Source organism: Phycicoccus jejuensis (assembly GCF_044797865.1).
Taxonomy (GTDB): domain Bacteria; phylum Actinomycetota; class Actinomycetes; order Actinomycetales; family Dermatophilaceae; genus Phycicoccus; species Phycicoccus jejuensis.
Genome location: NZ_CP085209.1, coordinates 2,461,918 through 2,480,786 on the forward strand (window position 1 = coordinate 2,461,918; position 18,869 = coordinate 2,480,786).

Below are 18,869 nucleotides of genomic sequence, written 5' to 3' on the forward strand. Positions count from 1 at the left end.
CGTGACCACGCGCGTCGTCGAGGTCGCGCCCGGGCGGTACGACCGCTGGCGGGCGCGCTTCGACGAGAACAACGGCGCCGGCGGCCCCCAGCGGGTCGTCGGCGTCGACCGTCTCGACGCCGACTCGCTGGCGCTCCTCCTCGTGCGCCGCGGTGGCTACGCCGTCGGGGTCGCGGTGGGGGAGAGGCTGACCGAGCACAAGGTCGGGACCCGCTACGTGCAGTCGCGCACGGCGGCCGGTGGCTGGAGCCAGCAGCGCTTCGCGCGGCGGCGGGCGAACCAGGCCGACGAGCTCGTCGGGGCGGTCACCGAGCACGCCGTGCGGTTGCTCGCCGGGTCGGGGGCGGCGGGGCTCGTCGTCGGCGGTGACCGGTCGCTCGCCGAGGCCGTCCTCGAGGACCCGCGGCTGCGCGGTCTCGTCGGGCTCCCGCGGCGCGAGCTCTACGACCTGCCCGACCCGCGGCTGGCCGTGCTCCAGACGGCGCTCGAGCGCGCCCGCGCCGTGCGCGTCACCATCGAGGAGTAGCGCGACGGGTTCTCAGGGCGTCGTGTCGCCCGGCGTGATGCGCAGGACGACGCGGTCGGTGTGCCCGCGGCGCATCACCCGCTCGATGCCCATGACGAGCCGGAACTGGAACCCGTACTCGGCCCGCAGGACGTCGTGCGCGTGGGCGACACCGGCCTCGTCCTCGACCAGCTGGGCCCGCCCGGTGGCGACCGGCGCGTCCGGCTCGACGGCGCCGCGTCGCGAGCACGGGCGCATCTCGACGCGCGGGTCGCGGCGCAGACGCTTGACCTTGCCGCTACCGGAGGGCGTCGTGACGAGCAGCGACCCGTCGGCGTCGGGCGCCACCCAGACGGGCGTCGCGACGGGCGCACCCGAGCGGCGGAATGTGGTGAGCGAGACGAAGTCAGCCTCGCCGACGGTGGTCCAGACGTCGGTCATCCGGCCAGCCTGTCACGCCCAGCGCGTCCGCGACCTCTCGACGGGCGCGGTTCAGCGGGAGCAGGATGGGCCGCGCACGCACGGCACGACGACACCGAGGGGTGGACATGGCAGGCACGACGGGTGGGTTCTCGGCCGAGGAGAAGGCGGCGATGAAGGCGCGGGCCGCCGAGGCGCGGGCGGCGAAGAAGGGCGCCAAGGCCGAGGAGGAGCGGCAGGCACTCCTGGACGCCATCGCGAAGATGGACGACGGCGACCGCGAGCTGTGCACGCGCCTGCACGAGGTGATCACCTCCGCCGCACCGGAGCTCGCGCCGCGCACGTGGTACGGGATGCCGGCCTACGCGAAGGACGGCAAGGTCCTGCTGGCGGTCAAGAACTCCGGCAAGTTCGGGCAGCGCTACTCGAGCCTGGAGTTCCAGGACGTCGCCGCCCTCGACGACGGGACCCTGTGGCCGGTGGCCTGGGCCGTGACCACCCTGACCGCCGAGGGCGAGGAGCAGGTCGCCGCGCTCGTGCGCCGAGCGGTGGGCTGACGCCTCAGCTCTCGACCGAGGCGACCGCGAAGGTGTCGCACTGGTTGAGGTCGCCGGTGCGGTAGCCCTGGAGGAACCACTTCTGCCGGGAGGCGCTCGAGCCGTGCGTCCACGACTCGGGGGAGACCCGGCCGGTCGCGGCCTCCTGGATGCGGTCGTCCCCGACGGCGGAGGCCGCCGAGAGTGCCGACTCGATGTCGGCGTCGGTCAGTGGCTTCAGGAACGGCGTGCCGGTGTCCTCGTCGGGCACCTGCGACGCGTGCTGCGTCCACACGCCGGCGAGGCAGTCGGCCATCAGCTCGATGCGGACGCCGTTGGACTCCGGCCCGGTGCCGCCCTGCTGGGCCTTGCCGAGCAGCCCGAGCTGGTCCTGCAGCGCGTGCCCGTACTCGTGGGCGACGACGTACTCCTGCGCGAGCGCGCCGTCGTCCGCGCCGAACTGGGTGCTGAGCACCTGGAAGAAGCTCGCGTCGATGTAGACGGACTTGTCGAGCGGGCAGTAGAAGGGCCCGACCTGGTTGCTCGCCGTGCCGCACGCCGACTGCGTCGCGCCCGAGTAGAGCACCGTCGGCGTCTCCTGCCACTCGCGCTTGTAGCGGGGGAGCTCACCGGCCCAGAACGCCTGCACCGAGTTGACCGTGCCGATGACCCGGCAGGTGTCGCTGCGGTTGGCGTCGGCGCCGGTCCGGCACTCCTGGAAGGCGGTGGGGTCGACCTCGCCACCGGCCTGCACCTGCCCGGGCGCGGCCTGGCCGCTGCCGCCGGTCGGGAGCTGCGAGGGGTCGATGCCGAAGACGAGCGCGAGGATGAGCAGGACGATGCCGCCCAGGCCGCCGCCGACGACGAGCCCGCCCGGGCCACCCGACCCGCCGCCACCGGAGCGGATCTGCGAGGTGTCGAGGGTGACGTCGTCGTTGAAGCTCATCGCACTGCCTCCGTGGTCGGGCCGTTCCGGAGCAGCGTCCGGCGCGACCTAGACTAGGGGGAGCCCGGGCGGCCGTGCCGCCACGCGACGCAGGCCCCGGGACCCACCACACCGGAAGGCCCCACCGTGATCACCGCTGCGTCCGTCGAGCTGCGCGCAGGCTCCCGCCTGCTCCTCGACGGGGCCACCTTCCGGGTCGCCCCCGGCGACCGCATCGGCCTCGTCGGCCGCAACGGCGCCGGCAAGACGACGCTGACCAAGACCCTCGCGGGGGTCACCCAGCCGGCCGCCGGCACGATCACCCGCTCCGGCGAGGTCGGCTACCTCCCGCAGGACCCGCGGACCGGCGACCTCGGCATCACCGCCCGCGACCGCGTCCTGTCCGCGCGCGGGCTCGACACGATCGTCCGGGACCTGCGGGCCGCCGAGCAGGCGATGGCCACCGAGACCGGCGAGAAGCAGGAGCGCGCGATGCGCCGCTACAGCCGGCTCGACGCCGAGTTCACCGCCGCGGGCGGGTACGCGGCCGAGTCGGAGGCGGCCCAGATCGCCGCGGCCCTCGGCCTCGAGGAGCGTCTGCTCGAGCAGACCATCGGCACCCTCTCCGGCGGTCAGCGCCGACGCGTCGAGCTGACCCGCATCCTCTTCAGCGGCGCCGAGACGCTGCTCCTCGACGAGCCGACCAACCACCTCGACGCCGACTCCATCGCCTGGCTGCGCGACCACCTCAAGGGGTACCGGGGCGGGCTCGTCGTCATCAGCCACGACGTGCACCTGCTCGACGTCGTCGTCAACAAGGTCTTCCACCTCGACGCCAACCGCAGCGAGCTCGACCAGTACAACCTCGGCTGGAAGGCCTACCTCCAGCAGCGCGAGACCGACGAGCGCCGCCGCCGCCGGGAGCGGGCCAACGCCGAGAAGAAGGCGTCCGCCCTCATGGCACAGGCCGACAAGATGCGCGCCAAGGCGACGAAGACCGTCGCCGCGCAGAACATGGCCCGCCGCGCCGAGCGGCTGCTCTCGGGCCTCGAGGCCGACCGGGCGCAGGACAAGGTGGCCAGGCTGCGCTTCCCCAAGCCCTCACCGTGCGGTCGAACCCCCCTGCGGGCCTCGGGCCTGTCGCGCTCCTACGGCTCCGCCGAGGTCTTCACCGACGTCGACCTCGCGATCGACCGCGGCTCGCGGGTCGTCGTCCTCGGCCTCAACGGCGCGGGCAAGACGACGCTGCTGCGCCTCCTCGCCGGGGTCGACACCCCCGACACCGGCCAGGTCGAGCCCGGTCACGGCCTCAAGCTCGGGTACTACGCGCAGGAGCACGAGAACCTCGACGTCGGCCGGACCGTCCTCGAGAACATGAAGTCGGCGGCGCCCGATCTCGGCGAGACCGAGGTCCGCAAGGTGCTCGGCAGCTTCCTCTTCAGCGGCGACGACGTCGACAAGCCCGCGGGCGTCCTCTCCGGCGGCGAGAAGACCCGGCTCTCCCTCGCCCTGCTCGTCGTGTCGTCGGCGAACGTCCTGCTCCTCGACGAGCCGACGAACAACCTCGACCCCGCCTCGCGCGACGAGATCCTCGGCGCGCTGCGCACCTACGAGGGCGCCGTCGTCCTCGTGACGCACGACGAGGGCGCCGTCGACGCGCTCGAGCCGGAGCGCATCCTCCTGCTGCCCGACGGCGTCGAGGACCTCTTCAACGCCGACTACCGCGACCTCGTCACCCTCGCCTGAGGCGCGCCGACCCGTCGGCGGGCGCATACTGCCCGGGTGAGGTCGCTGCGGGTGCTGGTCACCGTCGTCGTCCTGCTGCTCGCGGGGTGCGGCGCCGGTCCGCGCCCGGGGGATGCCTCGACCGCGCCCGCGGCGTCGCCCCCGGCCCCCGCCCGACTCACCCCCACGGCTCCCGTCACCCTCGCAGCGCGCCCTGCCCCGGTGCGGTTCTCGGTGCTCGGCGACGTCGGGGCGACCGCGGACACCACGCGCGTCCTGCGCGGCATCGACGACCGTGCCGACGACTTCACGCTCGTCGTCGGCGACCTCTCGTACGGGGCGCCCGGCGCCGAGACCGGCTGGTGCCGGCAGGTGTCCGCGGCCCTCGGCGCCCGCTACCCGGTCGAGATCGTCTCGGGCAACCACGAGGACCACGGGCCCAACGGTGACGTCGACGCCTTCGCGCGCTGCCTGCCCAACCGCCTCCCGGGGCTCGTCGGGCAGTACGGCCGCGAGTGGTACGTCGACGTCCCGGCCGCGAAGCCGGTCGTGCGCATCGTCATGGTCTCGCCGGCGCTCGACTTCGGGTCCGGGACGTGGTCGTACGCCGCCGGGACCTCGCACTACCGGTGGACCGAGAAGGCCCTGACCTCGGCGCGGGCCGCGGGCATCCCCTGGGTCGTCGTCGGGATGCACGAGCCGTGCCTGTCCGTGGGCGTCTACGCGTGCGAGCCGGGGCCGGACCTGACCAACCTGATGCTCCGCGAGAAGGTCGACCTCGTCGTCACCGGTCACGAGCACATGTACCAGCGCACCCGCCCGCTCACCCTCGGTGCGCAGTGCCCGCGGGTCACGCCCGGCCGGTACGACGCGGACTGCGTGACGAGCGGCCGGGGCACGACGACCGTCACCGTCGGCACCGGTGGCCACCCGCTCCGGGACGTGACCGCAGGCGACCCGGAACGGCCCTACTTCGCGGCGGTCAGCGCCCGCGACCTGCACCCGGCGTTCGGGTCGCTGGCGGTGTCGGTGACCGCGCACGACCTCCGGGCGCGGTTCGAGCCGGTCGGCGGCGCGACGTTCACCGACCAGGTGCACCTGACGCGCTGAGCGCCCGGCGGCGTCCCGGCCCTCGTCAGCCCGGGATGGCCGGCAGGCGGGTGAGGGCCGCGGCCACCGACTGCTGGAGCTCGGTGTCGTCCCACGTGTGGTCGACGAGGTCGCCGCGCAGGTAGGCGTCGTAGGCCGGCAGGTCGAGGTGGCCGTGACCGCACAGGGCCGTGAGGATGACCTTCTCCTCCCCGGTCTCGATGCACCGGATGGCCTCGTCGACCGCCGCCGCGACCGCGTGCGTCGGCTCGGGCGCCGGCACGATGCCCTCGGTCCGCGCGAAGAGCACGCCGGCCGCGAAGCAGTCCTTCTGCGTCTTGGCGACGGCCTCGATGAGGCCCTCCTCGTAGAGGTGGCTGACCAGCGGGCTCATGCCGTGGTAGCGCAGGCCGCCGGCGTGGATCGGGTCGGGGATGAAGTCGTGCCCGAGCGTGTGCATCTTGAGCAGCGGCGTCAGCCCGGCGACGTCCCCGAAGTCGTAGGCGTACGTGCCCTGGGTGAGCGAGGGACAGGACGCCGGCTCGACCGCGCGGATGACCGGCCCGGCCCCGCCGGCCTGCAGCTTCTCGCGGAGGAACGGGAACGTCAGCCCGCCGAAGTTCGAGCCGCCGCCGGTGCAGCCGACGATGAGGTCGACGCTCTCGCCGACCTTGGCCAGCTGGAGCAGCGCCTCCTCACCGATGACGGTCTGGTGGAGCAGGACGTGGTTGAGGACCGAGCCGAGCGCGTAGTTGGCCGTCGGGTCCTGCGCGGCGACCTCGACCGCCTCGCTGATGGCCAGGCCGAGCGACCCGGGGGAGGCGGGGTCGCTCGCGAGCATCGTGCGACCGGCCTGCGTGAGGTCCGAGGGGCTCGGGTGCACCGTGCCGCCGAAGGTCTCCATCATGATCCGGCGGTACGGCTTGGCGTCGTACGAGGCCCGGACCTGCCACACCTCGCACTCGAGGTCGAACTGCGCGCACGCGAACGCGAGCGAGGTGCCCCACTGCCCGGCGCCGGTCTCGGTCGTCAGCTTCCGGATGCCCGCCTTCGCGTTGTAGTACGCCTGCGGCACGGCGGTGTTCGGCTTGTGCGAGCCGGCGGGGGAGACGCCCTCGTACTTGTAGTAGATGCGGGCCGGCGTGCCGAGCGCCTTCTCGAGGCGGTGCGCCCGGAACAGGGGCGAGGGCCGCCACAGCCGGTAGACGTCCTGGACCTCCTGCGGGATGTCCACGTACCGCTCGGTGGTCACCTCCTGCGCGATGAGGTCCATCGGGAAGATCGCGGCGAGGTCCTCGGGCCCGACCGGCTGCCCCGTCCCGGGGTGCAGCGGCGGCGGGGGAGGCGTCGGAAGGTCGGCCAGCACGTTGTACCAGCGGGTCGGCATCTCGTCCTCGTCGAGCAGGATCTTGTGGCGCAGCGGCTCGGGCACGGGGCTCCTCGGTGGATGTCGCGGACGGTCGGCGTGGGCACATCGTGCGGTCGCGGCGCCCCGCGCACAAGAGGGTGACCACCGTCGGGGGAACACGTGTCGGCGCGCGGTGGTTGACTGGCGAGCAGCGACACCGAGGAGACCGACACCGATGAGCATGACGGGCTGGCAGGCCCTCCACAGCCTGAGCCGCGACTCCAGCGTCAAGGAGCGCCGCCTGGCGCCCGGCACGACGCGCCGGGTCTTCGGCTACGCCCGCCCGTACAAGAAGGCCATCGCGTGGTTCCTCGGGCTCGTCGTCGTCGAGTCCGCCCTCGTCGTCGCCACGCCGCTGCTGCTCAAGGCGATCATCGACGACGGCATCTACCCCAAGGACTCCGGCGTCGTCGTGCGCCTCTCGTTGTTCGTCGCGCTCATCGCCCTTGTCGGCGGGGTGCTGACCCTCGTCGAGCGATGGTTCTCCGCGCGGATCGGCGAGGGCCTCATCTACGACCTGCGCACCCAGGTCTTCTCGCACGTCCTGCGCCAGCCGGTCGCCTTCTTCAGCCGTGCGCAGACCGGTGCCCTCGTCACCCGCCTCGGCAACGACGTCATCGGCGCCCAGCAGGCGTTCACCTCCGTGCTCTCGAGCGTCGTGAGCAACGCGATCACGCTCGTCCTCATCGTCGGGGCGATGGCGCTGCTGTCCTGGCAGCTGACCCTCGCCGCCCTGCTGCTCGTCCCCTTCTTCCTCCTGCCGGCACGCTTCATGGGCCGGCGGCTCGCGAGCCTCGCGCACGAGCAGATGGTGCAGAACGCCGACCTCGGGACGCGGATGACGGAGCGCTTCAACGTCGCCGGCGCGCTGCTCGTCAAGCTCTTCGGCCGCCCCGCGGTCGAGGACGACGAGTACGCCGTCCGCGCCGCCCGGGTGCGCGACATCGGTGTGAAGATCGCCGTCAACCGGTCGGTCTTCTTCGTCGCGCTCACCCTCGTCGCCTCGCTCGCGACGGCGATGGTCTACGGGGTCGGCGGTGTCATGGCCGTCGGCGGCTCGTTGACCGTCGGCACGCTCATCGCCCTCACCGCGCTGCTCGCCCGCCTCTACGGGCCGCTCACCGCCATCTCCAACGTCCGCGTCGACATCATGACCGCCCTCGTGTCCTTCGAGCGGGTCTTCGAGGTGCTCGACCTCGAGCCGCTCGTCGCCGACGCCCCGGACGCGCGACCGGTCCCCGCGGGCCCGGTGCGGGTCGACGTCGAGAACGTCGGCTTCGCCTACCCGTCCGCCGACGAGGTCTCGCTCGCGTCGCTGGAGAGCACGGCGACGGGCGACCGCCGGGGCAGCGGGCCGGTCCTGCGCGACGTGTCCTTCACCGTCGAGCCCGGCACCCTCGTCGCGCTCGTCGGGCCGAGCGGTGCCGGCAAGACGACGATCACCTCGCTCGTGGCGCGGCTGTACGACCCGACCGCCGGCTCGGTGCGCATCAACGGCGTCGACCTGCGCGAGGCGTCCGGCGAGTCGCTCCACGACGCGGTCGGCGTCGTCACCCAGGACGCGCACCTCTTCCACGACACCATCCGCGCCAACCTCGAGTACGCCGCGCCGGGCGCCACCGAGGAGCAGATGGTCGCCGCGCTGCGCGCCGCCCAGGTGTGGACGCTCGTCGACTCCCTGCCGGCCGGCCTCGACACCGTCGTCGGCGACCGCGGCCACCGCCTCTCCGGCGGCGAGAAGCAGCGCCTGGCCATCGCCCGCCTGCTGCTCAAGGGGCCCGGCCTCATCGTCCTCGACGAGGCGACGGCCCACCTCGACAGCGAGTCCGAGCAGGCGCTCCAGCGGGCCCTCGACGAGGCCCTGCGCGACCGCTCGGCGCTCGTCATCGCGCACCGCCTCTCGACCGTCCGGCACGCCGACCAGATCCTCGTCGTCGACGACGGCCGCATCGTCGAGCGCGGCACCCACGCCGAGCTCGTCGCGGCGGACGGCCTCTACGCCGAGCTCTACCGCACACAGTTCGACGACGAGCTCGGCGAGGTCCTCGACACCCCGACGGAGTCCCACCCCGCCTGAGCCCGCACCGGTGTCAGGCCGGGGCGACGTGCTCGAACGCGCCGCCGCGGAAGGCGTCGACGAAGAGCCGGTAGTCCTCGGTGGCGCGCGTCGAGTACGCCCGGGCGAACTCGACCATCGTCGCGACGAGCGCGTCGGTGTCGTCGCCGACGGCTCGCCCGACGACCTCCTCGACGCTGACCCGGACGAGGTCCTGGTCGGACTCGGAGTCGGCGACGCAGTGGATCTTCGCGGTCGCCCGTCCCAGCTGGGGGAGGAGCACCTCGAGGTCCTCCGGCTCCGAGACGTCGTCCCAGGACAGGTCCGCCTCGTACGGGGAGACCTCGCTGACCACGTACCCGACCTCGCGTCCGTCGGTCTCGAGCGAGGTCCAGCCGAGGAACCGGTCGGCGTGCGCCTGCAGCGCCCGCTGCGAGACCGCCGTCCGGTGGCCGTGGTGGTCGAAGTAGGTCGCGCCGCGCTCGTCGTCGACGACCCGGCTCGGTGCGGCGACGTTCCCCTGCTTCATCGAGAGCACCACGTCGTTGTCCAGAGCCTGGGTGAACCCCTCGACGAGCAGGCTGTAGGCGGGCAGGCCGGCGCTGCCGATGCCGAAGCCGGAGCGTCCGACGACGTCGAGGACGTCGAACGTGACGGTGCCGCGGTGCCGCTCGGGCAGGGTCTCCCGGTAGCGGGCGAACGCCGCCCGCACCCGCTCCTCCTCGTCGGCCTCGAGCCGACGCACGCCGCTCCTCTCGGCGAAGGAGCGGCGGTAGTCGTCGACGACGGTCATCGACTCGAGCATCGCGAAACGGGTCGACATCTTCGCCGCCCGGAGGGCGTCGAGGACCGCACCCTCGGCGGTGTCGAGGGTGAGGGCCCACTCGGTGTCGTCGTCGACCTGCCGGTAGTGCGCGACCTGGTCGACGTAGGCGCGGACGTAGAGGCCGACGAGGTCGTCGATGACGTCGTCGGGCAGCGCCTTCTGCCAGCACATCAGCGACAGGCTGGCGCAGAAGCGCGCGAGGTCCCACGTCCAGTGCCCGAGGTAGGCCTCGTCGAAGTCGTTGACGTCGAAGACGAGCCGGCCGTCGGCGTCGAGGTAGGTCCCGAAGTTCTCGGCGTGCAGGTCGCCCTGGATCCAGACCCGGGCGCCGTCGTCGTCGACCCAGCGCTCGTCGAAGCCACCGAACAGCCCACCCTCACCGACGTCGGCGTAGAACAGGCAGGCCGTGCCGCGGTAGAAGGCGAACGGGTCGCGCGCCATCTTGCGGAACTTTGTCCGGAACCCGTGCGGGTCCGCGCGCATGAGCGGCTCGAAGGCCTCGAGGAGGGTCGTGACGATGAGGTCGGTGCGCTGCTCCGGCGTCGTGGTCATGCGGCACTCTCGCACGCCGCCCGCCGCGCTGGACCGGCCTCAGGCGTCCTCCTCGTCCCAGATGCGAACCTTCTTGGGCTTGGGCGGGTACTTCTCGGGGTGCGCGAGCCGTTCCTCGCGCCGGATGCCGAAGCCGACGAGGACGAACCCGAGGACCGTCGTCATCCACCACTGGTAGGCGTAGGCGAGGTGCGGGCCGAGGCTGCGGTCGGGCGGCAGCAGGGGCGCGGGGCGGGGCGGCGTCGCGCCGTCGGCCGTGCGCTCGGACTCCAGCAGCACGTACCCCGGCAGCAGCGTCGTGCCGAGGGCGCGCGATGCGTCCGGCACCGAGAGGTTGGCGATCTGCCCGGCCGCCGGTGGCTTGTCGGCCGACTGCTCGCCGGGGCGGGCCCAGCCGACGACCGTCGTCTCGCCGGAGGGAGCCGGCGGCACGGTCGGCAGGACGCTGGCGCCCTGGTCCGAGACGCGCACCCAGCCGCGGTCGACGAGGACGTCGGTGCCGCCGTCGTCCGGGCGGAAGGCCCACAGGACCTCGTAGCCGACCGCACCGTCGTTGGGGCGGCCACGGACGAACACCGGACCCGCGGCGTAGCTGCCGGTCATCGTCACGCGCGTCCACTCGGCGTCCGTGCTGACGCCGTCGGCGGTGATGGCCTCGCCGACGGGCACGGGCGTGGCGCGGTAGTGCCGGTCCAGCCGGTCGTTGCGCTCCACCTTCGCCTCGTGCCGGTGGTACTGCCACCAGCCGAGGTGGTAGGCGGCCACCGCGAAGAGGGCCGAGAGGACGAGCGCGCCCAGCCATCGAGGTGTCAGGAGCCGACGCAGCACCTCTTCACGCTACGCGACGTACTGTGGACTCCTATGACCGACCTCCCAGAGCCCCGCCTCCTCGACCGCTTCGGCCGCGTCGGGCGAGACCTGCGCGTGTCGGTCACCGACCGCTGCAACCTGCGCTGCACCTACTGCATGCCCGCCGAGGGCCTCGACTGGCTCCCCAAGCCCGAGATGCTCACCGACGACGAGCTCGTCCGGCTCGTGCGCATCATGGTCGGCCTCGGTGTCACCAACGTCCGCCTGACCGGCGGCGAGCCGATGCTGCGGCGCAGCCTCGTCCACGTCGTCGCCAGCATCGCGGCGCTCGAGCCGCGCCCCCGGATCGCCATGACGACCAACGGCATCGGCCTGGACCGGCTCGCCGCGCCGCTCGCGGCCGCCGGGCTGGACCGCGTCAACGTCAGCCTCGACACCATCGACGCCCAGCGCTTCCGCGACCTCACCCGTCGCGACCGGCTCGAGGACGTCGAGGCCGGGCTCAAGGCCGCCGCCGACGCCGGGCTCACCCCGGTCAAGGTCAACGCGGTCGCGATGCGCGGGTTCAACGACGAGGGTGTCGCCGACCTCCTCGGCTGGTGCCTCGACCGCGGCTACGAGCTGCGCTTCATCGAGCAGATGCCGCTGGACGCCCAGCACGCCTGGGACCGCTCGCAGATGGTGTCGCAGGCCGAGATCCTCGAGCGGCTCGGGGAGCGGTTCCGGCTCACCCCCGTCCAGGAGCGCGGCAGCGCCCCGGCCGAGCGCTTCCTCGTCGACGGCGGACCGCAGACCGTCGGCGTCATCGCCAGCGTGTCCGCGCCGTTCTGCGCCGCCTGCGACCGGGTGCGGCTGACGGCCGACGGCCAGCTGCGCAACTGCCTCTTCTCCCGCTCCGAGATCGACCTGCGCGGCCCGATGCGCGAGGGCGCGTCGGACACCGAGCTCGCCGACCTCGTCATCGGCGAGATGTGGGCCAAGAAGCCCGGGCACGGCATCGACCGCCCGGACTTCGAGCAGCCCGACCGCCCGATGTCGGCGATCGGCGGCTGAACCGGCGCGACCGCGACGGCGTCAGCCGCGGGGCTCGTCCTCGTGGCGCACGGTGCTCGGCACGTGCGTGTACGCGTGGTCGGTCAGGCGCGGGGTCGGGTCGACGCTCGGCGTGACCGGCGTGCGCCGGCCGCGCACGCGCGGGGCGACCGAGTTGACGGCGACGACCGCGATGAAGGGCAGGAACACCGCCGCGGCGGCGAAGATCCAGCGGTACCAGTCATCGATGACGATGGTGAGCACGAAGCAGACGGTGCGGATCGTCATCGTCACGAGGTACTGCTTCATCCGGTGACGCTGGTCGGCCTCGCGGGAGTCCGCCGCCGTCGTCACCGACTGGGCGTCGGGGTGGCGGTGGCGGGTCGTGGGCACCCGTCCACCATACGTCCGCGGCTGTCCGGCTACCGCTGGGTAGTCCACTAGGTTCGACAGCATGAGCGACCCCCGCACCGTCCTCGTCACCGGCGGCAACCGCGGCATCGGGCTGGCCATCGCCCGCTCCTTCGCGCAGGCCGGCGACCGCGTCGTCGTCACCCACCGCAGCGGGGAGCCGCCGGAGGGCCTAGAGGGCGTCATCTGCGACGTCACCGACAGCGCGTCCGTCGACGCCGCGTTCACCGAGGCCGAGGAGAAGCTCGGCGGTCCGGTCGAGGTGCTCGTGGCCAACGCCGGCATCACCAAGGACGGCCTGCTCATGCGGATGAGCGACGAGGACTTCGACAGCGTCCTCGAGACCAACCTCACCGGCGCCTTCCGGTGCGTGCGCCGCGCGAGCAAGGGGATGATCCGCCTGCGCCGCGGCCGCATCATCCTCATCTCGAGCGTCGTCGGCCTCTACGGCGGCCCCGGGCAGGCCAACTACGCCGCGAGCAAGGCCGGCCTCGTCGGCCTGGCCCGCTCGGTGACGCGCGAGCTCGGCGGCCGCGGCATCACGGCGAACGTCGTCGCGCCCGGCTTCATCGAGACCGACATGACCGCGGCGCTGCCCGAGGAGACCCAGAAGACCTACAAGGCGGCGATCCCGGCCGGCCGCTTCGCGACGACCGACGAGGTCGCCGGTGTCGTGCGCTTCCTCGCCTCGCCGGAGGCGGCCTACGTCTCCGGCGCCGTCGTCCCGGTCGACGGCGGCCTCGGCATGGGCCACTGACCGCGACCGTCCCCCGACCCACCACCGAAAGGCCAGCCATGCTGCTCGAGGGCAAGAAGCTCCTCATCACCGGAGTCCTCATGGACTCCTCGATCGCCTTCCACGTCGCGAAGATCGCCCAGGAGCAGGGGGCGGAGGTCGTCCTCACCTCCTTCGGCCGCACGACGAAGATCACGACGGCCATCGCGCGGCGCCTGCCGCAGACCCCGCCGGTCATCGAGCTCGACGTGACGAGCGAGGAGGACCTCGCGGCGCTGCCCGACCGGGTCCGCGAGCACGTGCCGCACCTCGACGGCGTCCTGCACTCGATCGGCTTCGCCCCCCAGGGCGCCTTCAACTTCCTCGAGGCCTCGTGGGAGGACGTCTCGACGGCGGTGCACGTCTCGGCGTACTCGCTCGCCGCCCTCGCCAAGGCCTCGCTGCCGCTCATGCCCGACGGTGGCAGCGTCGTCGGCCTCACCTTCGACGCCCGCTTCGCGTGGCCGGTCTACGACTGGATGGGCGTGGCCAAGGCCGCCTTCGAGTCCACCAACCGCTACCTCGCCCGCGACCTCGGCCCGAAGGGCGTGCGCTGCAACATCGTCGCCGCCGGCCCGATCCGCACGACCGCGGCCAAGTCCATCCCCGGCTTCGAGCAGTTCGAGGAGGCGTGGGGCACGCGCGCGCCGCTCGGCTGGGACGTCAACGACGCGGTGCCCACGGCCCGGGCGTGCGTCTCGCTGCTGTCGGACTGGTTCCCGGCGACGACCGGCGAGATGATCCACGTCGACGGCGGCTACCACGCCATCGGGGCCTGAGGGTCAGGCCTCCGCGGTCTCGGCGTCCTCGATCTCCTCGCGGCTGACGCCGAGGAGGAACAGGACGGTGTCGAGGTAGGGCACGTTGACCGACGTGTCCGCCTGCTCGCGCACGACCGGCTTGGCGTTGAACGCGACCCCGAGACCGGCCACGCCGAGCATGTCGAGGTCGTTGGCCCCGTCTCCGATGGCGACCGTCCGCGTGAGCGGCAGCCCCTCGAGGGCGGCGAACTCGCGCAGCGCGGCCGCCTTGCCCGGCCGGTCGACGACCGCGCCGGTGACGCGACCGGTCAGCCGGCCGTCGAGCACCTCGAGCCGGTTGGCGCGGACGTGGTCGACGCCGAGCTCGACCCCGATCGGCTCGACGACCTCGGCGAACCCGCCCGAGACGAGCGCGACGGTGAAGCCGAGCGACTTGAGGGTGCGCACGAGCGTGCGGGCACCGGGGGTCAGCCGGACGGAGGCCCGCACCTCGTCGAGGACGGAGACCGGCAACCCGGCGAGCGTCGCGACGCGGGCGTGGAGGCTCTCGGCGAAGTCGAGCTCGCCGCGCATCGCGCGCTCGGTGACCGCCGCGACCTCCTCGGCGGTGCCGGCGTGCTCGGCGATGAGCTCGATGACCTCGTCCTGGATGAGCGTGGAGTCGACGTCCATGACGACGAGCCGGCCCCCGCGCCGGGCCAGGCCGGCCGGCGCCACCGCGATGTCGCAGCCGGTGCTCGCCGAGACGAGGGCGAGGTCGCGGCGCAGCCGGTCGACATCGGCACCGGAGACGTCGAGCTCGACCGTCGTCACCGGCCAGCGCGACAGGCGCCGGATGCGGTCGATGTTCGCGCCGTGCGCGGCGACCGCCCGGGCGACGGCCGCGACGTGACGCGTCTCGAGCGGACGGGCCATCGCGACGACCGCGGCCCGGCCGGTGCGCCGGCGGGCGTTGTCGCCGCGCCCGGCCACGAGCTGGACGTGCATCCCCATCTCCTCGCCGGCCCGGGTGATGCGGTCGGTGAGGACGTTCTCGTCCGGCCCGGGTGCGAGGAGCACCGACAGGGCGAGGTGCCCGCGGACGACGACCTGCTCGAGGTCGAGGACGTCACCGCCGACGGTCGCGGCCGCCGCGAAGACGGCGCTCGTGACGCCCGGTCGGTCCGGCCCGCTCAGCGAGACGAGGAGCGTGCGCGCCTCGGGGTCGGGCTGCGGCGGGAGGGGCGGCGTCTCGGGGGAGGGCACACCGGCAGGCTAGCCGGGGATGGTCGGATGCTGGCCCCCGGACCGGTCACTGGAAGGACCTTCCAGCGTCATGGTGGTGAGCAGTTGGTGCAGCTCGGCCCACCGCGGGTCGTCGCCGTCGGTCGCCAGCCTGTGGTCGACGACGGCCGAGGCCTCGGCCAGCATCGTCGCCGCCAGCGCAGGATCCGGCTCCGCCCTAGCACCACGCAGCAGAGCGTCGACCAACCTCTCGGCATACTGACCCCCGAACGGACTCGCCACCTCGAGGAGCCGCAAATCGTCGAGGGTCAGTCGGGGATCCGGCGGCTCGAAAGCCGACGGAATCTCGGACTCGCACGCCAGCCACAACGCCCTGGCGAGGTCGCCGATCCAGTCGACTTCCTCGTCCGTTCCACGCCGGATCGTGTCCGCCAGCTCTCGAACGCGTCCGGCGGAGACGGCGGCCTCGACGACTGCGTCGCCGTCGATCGTCGCAAGACCCCCCAGGCGAGCGGCGGCCAGCCTCTTGTCGAGCTCGGCCGAGCGCTCTCCCAGCAGCCGATGTGCCCGGGCCCGCATCAGCAACCGTCGGGACTGTGAGCCCGTGGCCATCCAGTCGGCGGTCTCGTGCTCGCCTGTCCGTTCAAGCCATTCCGGCGACCAGGGCTGTGCGTCAGCATGGTCGATCTCGGTCAGGGCCTCGGCGGCGTGCCCCTCGTCCAGCAGCACCTCGGCGTACGCGAGGTGTGCCTCTGCCAGCTGCCTGCGGAACGCACCGTCGGGCACGTCGCTCGGAACGGTGTCGACCGCGAGCTGGACCATGGCTAGGTGCTGCCGCACGACGCCGCGCCGTCCGGGCGTGTCACGGGGAGGGACGTCGAAGCCCAGTGCCTCGAACATCACCCATGCGGCGGATGTCTGGCGCGTCGACCGGTAGCGAACCGCGGCCTCGGAGCACTCGCGGAGGGTCCACCACAGCACGACGGCGTGTGTCACGAGGTGGACGCCGACGACCCCGACCTCCCAGGCGTCCGCGTCGTCGACGAGTCCCGAAGCGCCGAGCACGAGATTGGCGACGAAGAGCGTGCAGGCGACGATCCGCACCCCGGACACCCCCAGCCTCCCGACCGGAGGATCGGGGTCTCGCTCGTCACGGGTCCAGTCCAGCGTCCGGGCGAGATCGCTCGGCAAGCGCGCCAGCACCGTCTCGGCGCGCGACCCGAAGGCGCCGGCGACGAACGCCGCCGCCGTGATGAGGACCCCCATGGGGATCGCGAGATCCGGTGCTCCCATCCCAGCCCCCCCTCTCGGGCCACATGGTCTCGCAGCGGACGGGACGTGGCAAGGGCGTCGTGTGTTGGTCGACGGGCGAGGTCAGCCGCCGAGCGCGGGCCGCTGGACCTGCTCGCCTACCTCGAGGCGCTCGACGCGCCGGGCCGGCCCGGCGTCACGGCGGGCTCGGCGCGCGCGCTGCGGTCGCTGACCGCTCGGGCGCACGCGCACGTCGACCTGCTCGTCGTCCTCCCGCTCGCGGGTACCATCGGCGTGTCCGTGCCGGACGAGGAGGACGCAGCGCTGCGCGAGGCCGCCGACACCGCGCTGCTCGACCTGCTCGACGACGACGAGCTCCTCCCCGCGAGCACGACCGTCCTCGAGGTCGGGGGAGACCGGAGCCGGCGCGTCGGCACGGTGCTCGACGTGCTCGCCCGCCGGGTCAGCCGGTGAGGGAGTCCCGCCAGGCGATCAGGTCGCGGACCGGACCGAGGTCGTGGTCGGGGCCGTTGAGCCCGACCGTGAACAGCCGCGTGCCGACGTCGTGCAGGGCCTGGGCCCCGGCGGCGTAGTCGTCGACGTCCTCGGGCAGACGCCCCGGCTTGGGCGAGACGCCTGCCGAGCGCTCGATCTCGGCGGGGTCGCGCCCGACCTTGGCGCACCACTCGTCGAGGACGGAGTGCTTGTGCGCCACCGTCTCCGGGTCGCCGAAGCCGTGCCAGATGTCGGCGTGCTCGGCGACGATGCGCAGCGTCTTGCGCTCGCCCCCACCACCGATGAGGACGGGGATCTTGCGCGTCGGCGCGGGGTTGAGCTTCGACCACCGCTCCTCGATGAGCGGCAGGTCGCGGGCCAGCGCGTCGAGCCGGCCTCCCGCCGTCCCGAACTCATAGCCGTACTCGGTGTAGTCGCGCTCGAACCATCCCGACCCGATGCCGAGGATCAGGCGACCCTCGGCGCCGTCGCGGGCGCTGACGTGGTCGACGGTGCGCGCCATGTCGGCGAGCAGCTGCGGGTTGCGGTAGCTGTTGCACGTGACGAGGGCGCCGATCTCGACGCGCTCCGTGGCCTCGGCCCACGCCGCGAGCATCGTCCAGCACTCGAAGTGGGCGCCGTCGGGCTCGCCGTAGAGCGGGAAGAAGTGGTCCCAGTTGAAGATCACGTCGACGCCCGCCTCCTCGAGCCGCGCGCAGGTGCGGCGGATCTCGGCGTAGCTCGCGTGCTGGGGCTGGAGCTGCGCGCCGATACGGACCGGCCGGGCGGTGCCGCTCACGCGCCCTCCACCGGCCGGGCGCTGATCTCCTGGCCCTTGCCGACGACCGTGATGCCGGAGTCGGTGACGGTGAACCCGCGGGCCAGGTCGGCCTCGCGGTCGACACCGATCGTCGTCCCCTCGGGCACCGTGACGTTCTTGTCGATGATCGCGCGGCGGATCGTGCAGTTGCGCCCGATCTGCACGCCGTCGAGCAGGACGCTGTCCTCGACCTCGGTGTAGCTGTGCACGTGGACGTCGGGGGAGACGACCGAGCCGATGACGCGCGCGCCGGAGATGACGACGCCGGGGGAGACGGCCGAGTTGAGCGCCTCGCCGAACCGGCCGTGCGCACCGTGGACGAACTTGGCCGGCGGGAACGGGCCGTAGGTCGTGTAGATCGGCCAGTCGTAGTTGTAGAGGTTGAAGACCGGGTGGATCGACACGAGGTCCATGTGCGCCTCGTAGTAGGAGTCCATCGTCCCGACGTCGCGCCAGTAGCCCATGTCGCGCTCGGTGCCGCCGGGGACGACGTTGTTCTTGAAGTCGTAGACCGACGCGGCGCCCTGCGCGACGAGGGCCGGGACGATGTCGCCGCCCATGTCGTGCTTGCTGCCCTCGGTCGTCGAGTCCTTGGTCACGGCGTCGATGAGCGCGTCGGCGGTGAAGACGTAGTTGCCCATGCTCGCGAGCACCTCGTCCGGGGAGTCCGGCAGGCCTTGGGGGTCCTTCGGCTTCTCGAGGAACGCGCGGATGCGGGTCGGGTCGTCGGGCTCGACGTCGATGACGCCGAACTGGTCGGCGTCGGCCTTCGGCTGGCGGATCGCGGCGACGGTGACGCCGGCGCCGCTCGCGACGTGCTGGTCGACCATCTGCGAGAAGTCCATCCGGTACACGTGGTCCGCGCCGACGACCACGACGATGTCGGGCTTCTCGTCGGTGATCGTGTTGAGGCTCTGGAAGATCGCGTCGGCGCTGCCGAGGTACCAGGACTTGCCGATGCGCTGCTGCGCGGGGATCGGGGCGACGTAGTTGCCCAGCATCGTGCTCATCCGCCACGTCTTGGTCACGTGCCGGTCGAGGCTGTGCGACTTGTACTGCGTCAGCACGACGACCTTGAGGTAGCCGGAGTTGACGACGTTCGACAGCGCGAAGTCGATGAGCCGGTAGATGCCCCCGAACGGCACGGCGGGCTTGGCGCGGTCGCGCGTCAGCGGCATCAGCCGCTTGCCCTCCCCACCCGCGAGGACGATGGCCAGGACCTTGGGACCTCCGCTGCGGTACGCCATG

Annotated in this window: 19 protein-coding genes; 9 read left to right on the forward strand and 10 right to left on the reverse strand. The window is 72.8% G+C overall.

The genetic code is table 11. From position 1 onward, the window contains the following. The first annotated feature begins 1 nt into the window (after position 1). A complete protein-coding gene (locus LG324_RS11645; RefSeq protein WP_404348031.1) occupies positions 2–526 on the forward strand; it encodes an acVLRF1 family peptidyl-tRNA hydrolase in 525 nt (174 codons plus the stop codon). Between the two features lie 12 nt (positions 527–538). Here the strand turns inward: LG324_RS11645 and LG324_RS11650 are convergent, their stop codons facing one another. Further along, positions 539–946, reverse strand: coding sequence for a PPOX class F420-dependent oxidoreductase (locus tag LG324_RS11650; protein ID WP_404348034.1), 408 nt, complete (start codon positions 944–946; stop codon positions 539–541). A gap of 107 nt (positions 947–1,053) precedes the next feature. On the opposite strand from LG324_RS11650, the gene LG324_RS11655 reads away from it, so the two are divergent. Further along, positions 1,054–1,482, forward strand: coding sequence for an iron chaperone (locus tag LG324_RS11655; RefSeq protein ID WP_207021822.1), 429 nt, complete (start codon positions 1,054–1,056; stop codon positions 1,480–1,482). A gap of 4 nt (positions 1,483–1,486) precedes the next feature. On the opposite strand, the gene LG324_RS11660 is transcribed toward LG324_RS11655, so the two are convergent. Further along, entirely contained in the window at positions 1,487–2,407 is a 921-nt protein-coding gene (locus LG324_RS11660) for a neutral zinc metallopeptidase (RefSeq protein ID WP_404348036.1), read from the reverse strand. Between the two features lie 126 nt (positions 2,408–2,533). On the opposite strand from LG324_RS11660, the gene LG324_RS11665 reads away from it, so the two are divergent. Further along, positions 2,534–4,132, forward strand: a complete 1,599-nt coding sequence (locus LG324_RS11665; RefSeq protein ID WP_030528421.1) for an ABC-F family ATP-binding cassette domain-containing protein — start codon at positions 2,534–2,536, stop codon at positions 4,130–4,132. Between the two features lie 36 nt (positions 4,133–4,168). Then, positions 4,169–5,221, forward strand: coding sequence for a metallophosphoesterase (locus LG324_RS11670; protein ID WP_404348039.1), 1,053 nt, complete (start codon positions 4,169–4,171; stop codon positions 5,219–5,221). 25 nt (positions 5,222–5,246) lie between these two features. Here LG324_RS11670 and LG324_RS11675 read toward each other — a convergent pair whose 3' ends face one another. Continuing rightward, a complete protein-coding gene (locus LG324_RS11675; RefSeq protein WP_051750504.1) occupies positions 5,247–6,587 on the reverse strand; it encodes a TrpB-like pyridoxal phosphate-dependent enzyme in 1,341 nt (446 codons plus the stop codon). Between the two features lie 196 nt (positions 6,588–6,783). Here LG324_RS11675 and LG324_RS11680 point away from each other — a divergent pair, with 196 nt between their 5' ends. Then, entirely contained in the window at positions 6,784–8,685 is a 1,902-nt protein-coding gene (locus LG324_RS11680; protein ID WP_404348041.1) for an ABC transporter ATP-binding protein, read from the forward strand. A gap of 13 nt (positions 8,686–8,698) precedes the next feature. Here LG324_RS11680 and LG324_RS11685 read toward each other — a convergent pair whose 3' ends face one another. After that, the gene (locus LG324_RS11685) at positions 8,699–10,042 is read right to left on the reverse strand and encodes a DUF2252 domain-containing protein (protein WP_404348044.1); all 1,344 of its coding nucleotides are present in this window, start codon (positions 10,040–10,042) and stop codon (positions 8,699–8,701) included. A 39-nt stretch (positions 10,043–10,081) separates the two neighbouring features. Further along, the gene (locus LG324_RS11690; RefSeq protein ID WP_404348047.1) at positions 10,082–10,870 is read right to left on the reverse strand and encodes an SURF1 family protein; all 789 of its coding nucleotides are present in this window, start codon (positions 10,868–10,870) and stop codon (positions 10,082–10,084) included. Positions 10,871–10,903: 33 nt separating this feature from the next. Here LG324_RS11690 and moaA point away from each other — a divergent pair, with 33 nt between their 5' ends. Further along, the gene (moaA, locus tag LG324_RS11695; RefSeq protein WP_404348049.1) at positions 10,904–11,905 is read left to right on the forward strand and encodes a GTP 3',8-cyclase MoaA; all 1,002 of its coding nucleotides are present in this window, start codon (positions 10,904–10,906) and stop codon (positions 11,903–11,905) included. 21 nt (positions 11,906–11,926) lie between these two features. Here the strand turns inward: moaA and LG324_RS11700 are convergent, their stop codons facing one another. Next, positions 11,927–12,277: a DUF3099 domain-containing protein gene (locus tag LG324_RS11700; RefSeq protein WP_404348051.1), complete on the reverse strand. Its 351-nt coding sequence runs from the start codon at positions 12,275–12,277 to the stop codon at positions 11,927–11,929. A 61-nt stretch (positions 12,278–12,338) separates the two neighbouring features. On the opposite strand from LG324_RS11700, the gene fabG reads away from it, so the two are divergent. After that, entirely contained in the window at positions 12,339–13,052 is a 714-nt protein-coding gene (fabG, locus tag LG324_RS11705; protein ID WP_030528429.1) for a beta-ketoacyl-ACP reductase, read from the forward strand. 38 nt (positions 13,053–13,090) lie between these two features. After that, a complete protein-coding gene (gene fabI / locus LG324_RS11710; RefSeq protein ID WP_030528430.1) occupies positions 13,091–13,849 on the forward strand; it encodes an enoyl-ACP reductase FabI in 759 nt (252 codons plus the stop codon). 3 nt (positions 13,850–13,852) lie between these two features. On the opposite strand, the gene serB is transcribed toward fabI, so the two are convergent. Beyond that, positions 13,853–15,076 (reverse strand): phosphoserine phosphatase SerB, encoded by a 1,224-nt coding sequence (gene serB / locus LG324_RS11715; RefSeq protein ID WP_404348053.1) that lies wholly within the window; start codon positions 15,074–15,076, stop codon positions 13,853–13,855. A 9-nt stretch (positions 15,077–15,085) separates the two neighbouring features. Next, positions 15,086–16,348 (reverse strand): hypothetical protein, encoded by a 1,263-nt coding sequence (locus LG324_RS11720; RefSeq protein WP_404348056.1) that lies wholly within the window; start codon positions 16,346–16,348, stop codon positions 15,086–15,088. A gap of 45 nt (positions 16,349–16,393) precedes the next feature. Between LG324_RS11720 and LG324_RS11725 the strand changes: the two genes are divergently transcribed. After that, complete coding sequence (locus LG324_RS11725) at positions 16,394–16,780, forward strand: hypothetical protein (RefSeq protein WP_404348058.1); 387 nt, start codon at positions 16,394–16,396, stop codon at positions 16,778–16,780. On the opposite strand, the gene LG324_RS11730 is transcribed toward LG324_RS11725, so the two are convergent. Both LG324_RS11730 and glgC read right to left on the reverse strand, forming a co-directional pair. After that, positions 16,770–17,600, reverse strand: a complete 831-nt coding sequence (locus LG324_RS11730; protein ID WP_404348060.1) for an LLM class F420-dependent oxidoreductase — start codon at positions 17,598–17,600, stop codon at positions 16,770–16,772. The genes LG324_RS11725 and LG324_RS11730 overlap by 11 nt on opposite strands. Beyond that, complete coding sequence (gene glgC / locus LG324_RS11735; RefSeq protein ID WP_404348062.1) at positions 17,597–18,868, reverse strand: glucose-1-phosphate adenylyltransferase; 1,272 nt, start codon at positions 18,866–18,868, stop codon at positions 17,597–17,599. The genes LG324_RS11730 and glgC overlap by 4 nt, the downstream gene beginning before the upstream one ends. Position 18,869: the final 1 nt, after the last annotated feature.

What these genes read in the sequence shown, in the direction of transcription:
- LG324_RS11680 (WP_404348041.1), top strand. Translation starts at nt 6,784, where the DNA reads ATGAGCATGACGGGCTGGCAGGCCCTCCACAGCCTGAGCCGCGACTCC.
- LG324_RS11655 (WP_207021822.1), top strand. Translation starts at nt 1,054, where the DNA reads ATGGCAGGCACGACGGGTGGGTTCTCGGCCGAGGAGAAGGCGGCGATG.
- LG324_RS11675 (WP_051750504.1), bottom strand. Translation starts at nt 6,587, where the DNA reads ATGCCGACCCGCTGGTACAACGTGCTGGCCGACCTTCCGACGCCTCCC.
- LG324_RS11660 (WP_404348036.1), bottom strand. Translation starts at nt 2,407, where the DNA reads ATGAGCTTCAACGACGACGTCACCCTCGACACCTCGCAGATCCGCTCC.
- fabI (WP_030528430.1), top strand. Translation starts at nt 13,091, where the DNA reads ATGCTGCTCGAGGGCAAGAAGCTCCTCATCACCGGAGTCCTCATGGAC.
- fabG (WP_030528429.1), top strand. Translation starts at nt 12,339, where the DNA reads ATGAGCGACCCCCGCACCGTCCTCGTCACCGGCGGCAACCGCGGCATC.
- LG324_RS11650 (WP_404348034.1), bottom strand. Translation starts at nt 946, where the DNA reads ATGACCGACGTCTGGACCACCGTCGGCGAGGCTGACTTCGTCTCGCTC.
- LG324_RS11720 (WP_404348056.1), bottom strand. Translation starts at nt 16,348, where the DNA reads ATGGGAGCACCGGATCTCGCGATCCCCATGGGGGTCCTCATCACGGCG.
- LG324_RS11685 (WP_404348044.1), bottom strand. Translation starts at nt 10,042, where the DNA reads ATGACCACGACGCCGGAGCAGCGCACCGACCTCATCGTCACGACCCTC.
- moaA (WP_404348049.1), top strand. Translation starts at nt 10,904, where the DNA reads ATGACCGACCTCCCAGAGCCCCGCCTCCTCGACCGCTTCGGCCGCGTC.
- glgC (WP_404348062.1), bottom strand. Translation starts at nt 18,868, where the DNA reads ATGGCGTACCGCAGCGGAGGTCCCAAGGTCCTGGCCATCGTCCTCGCG.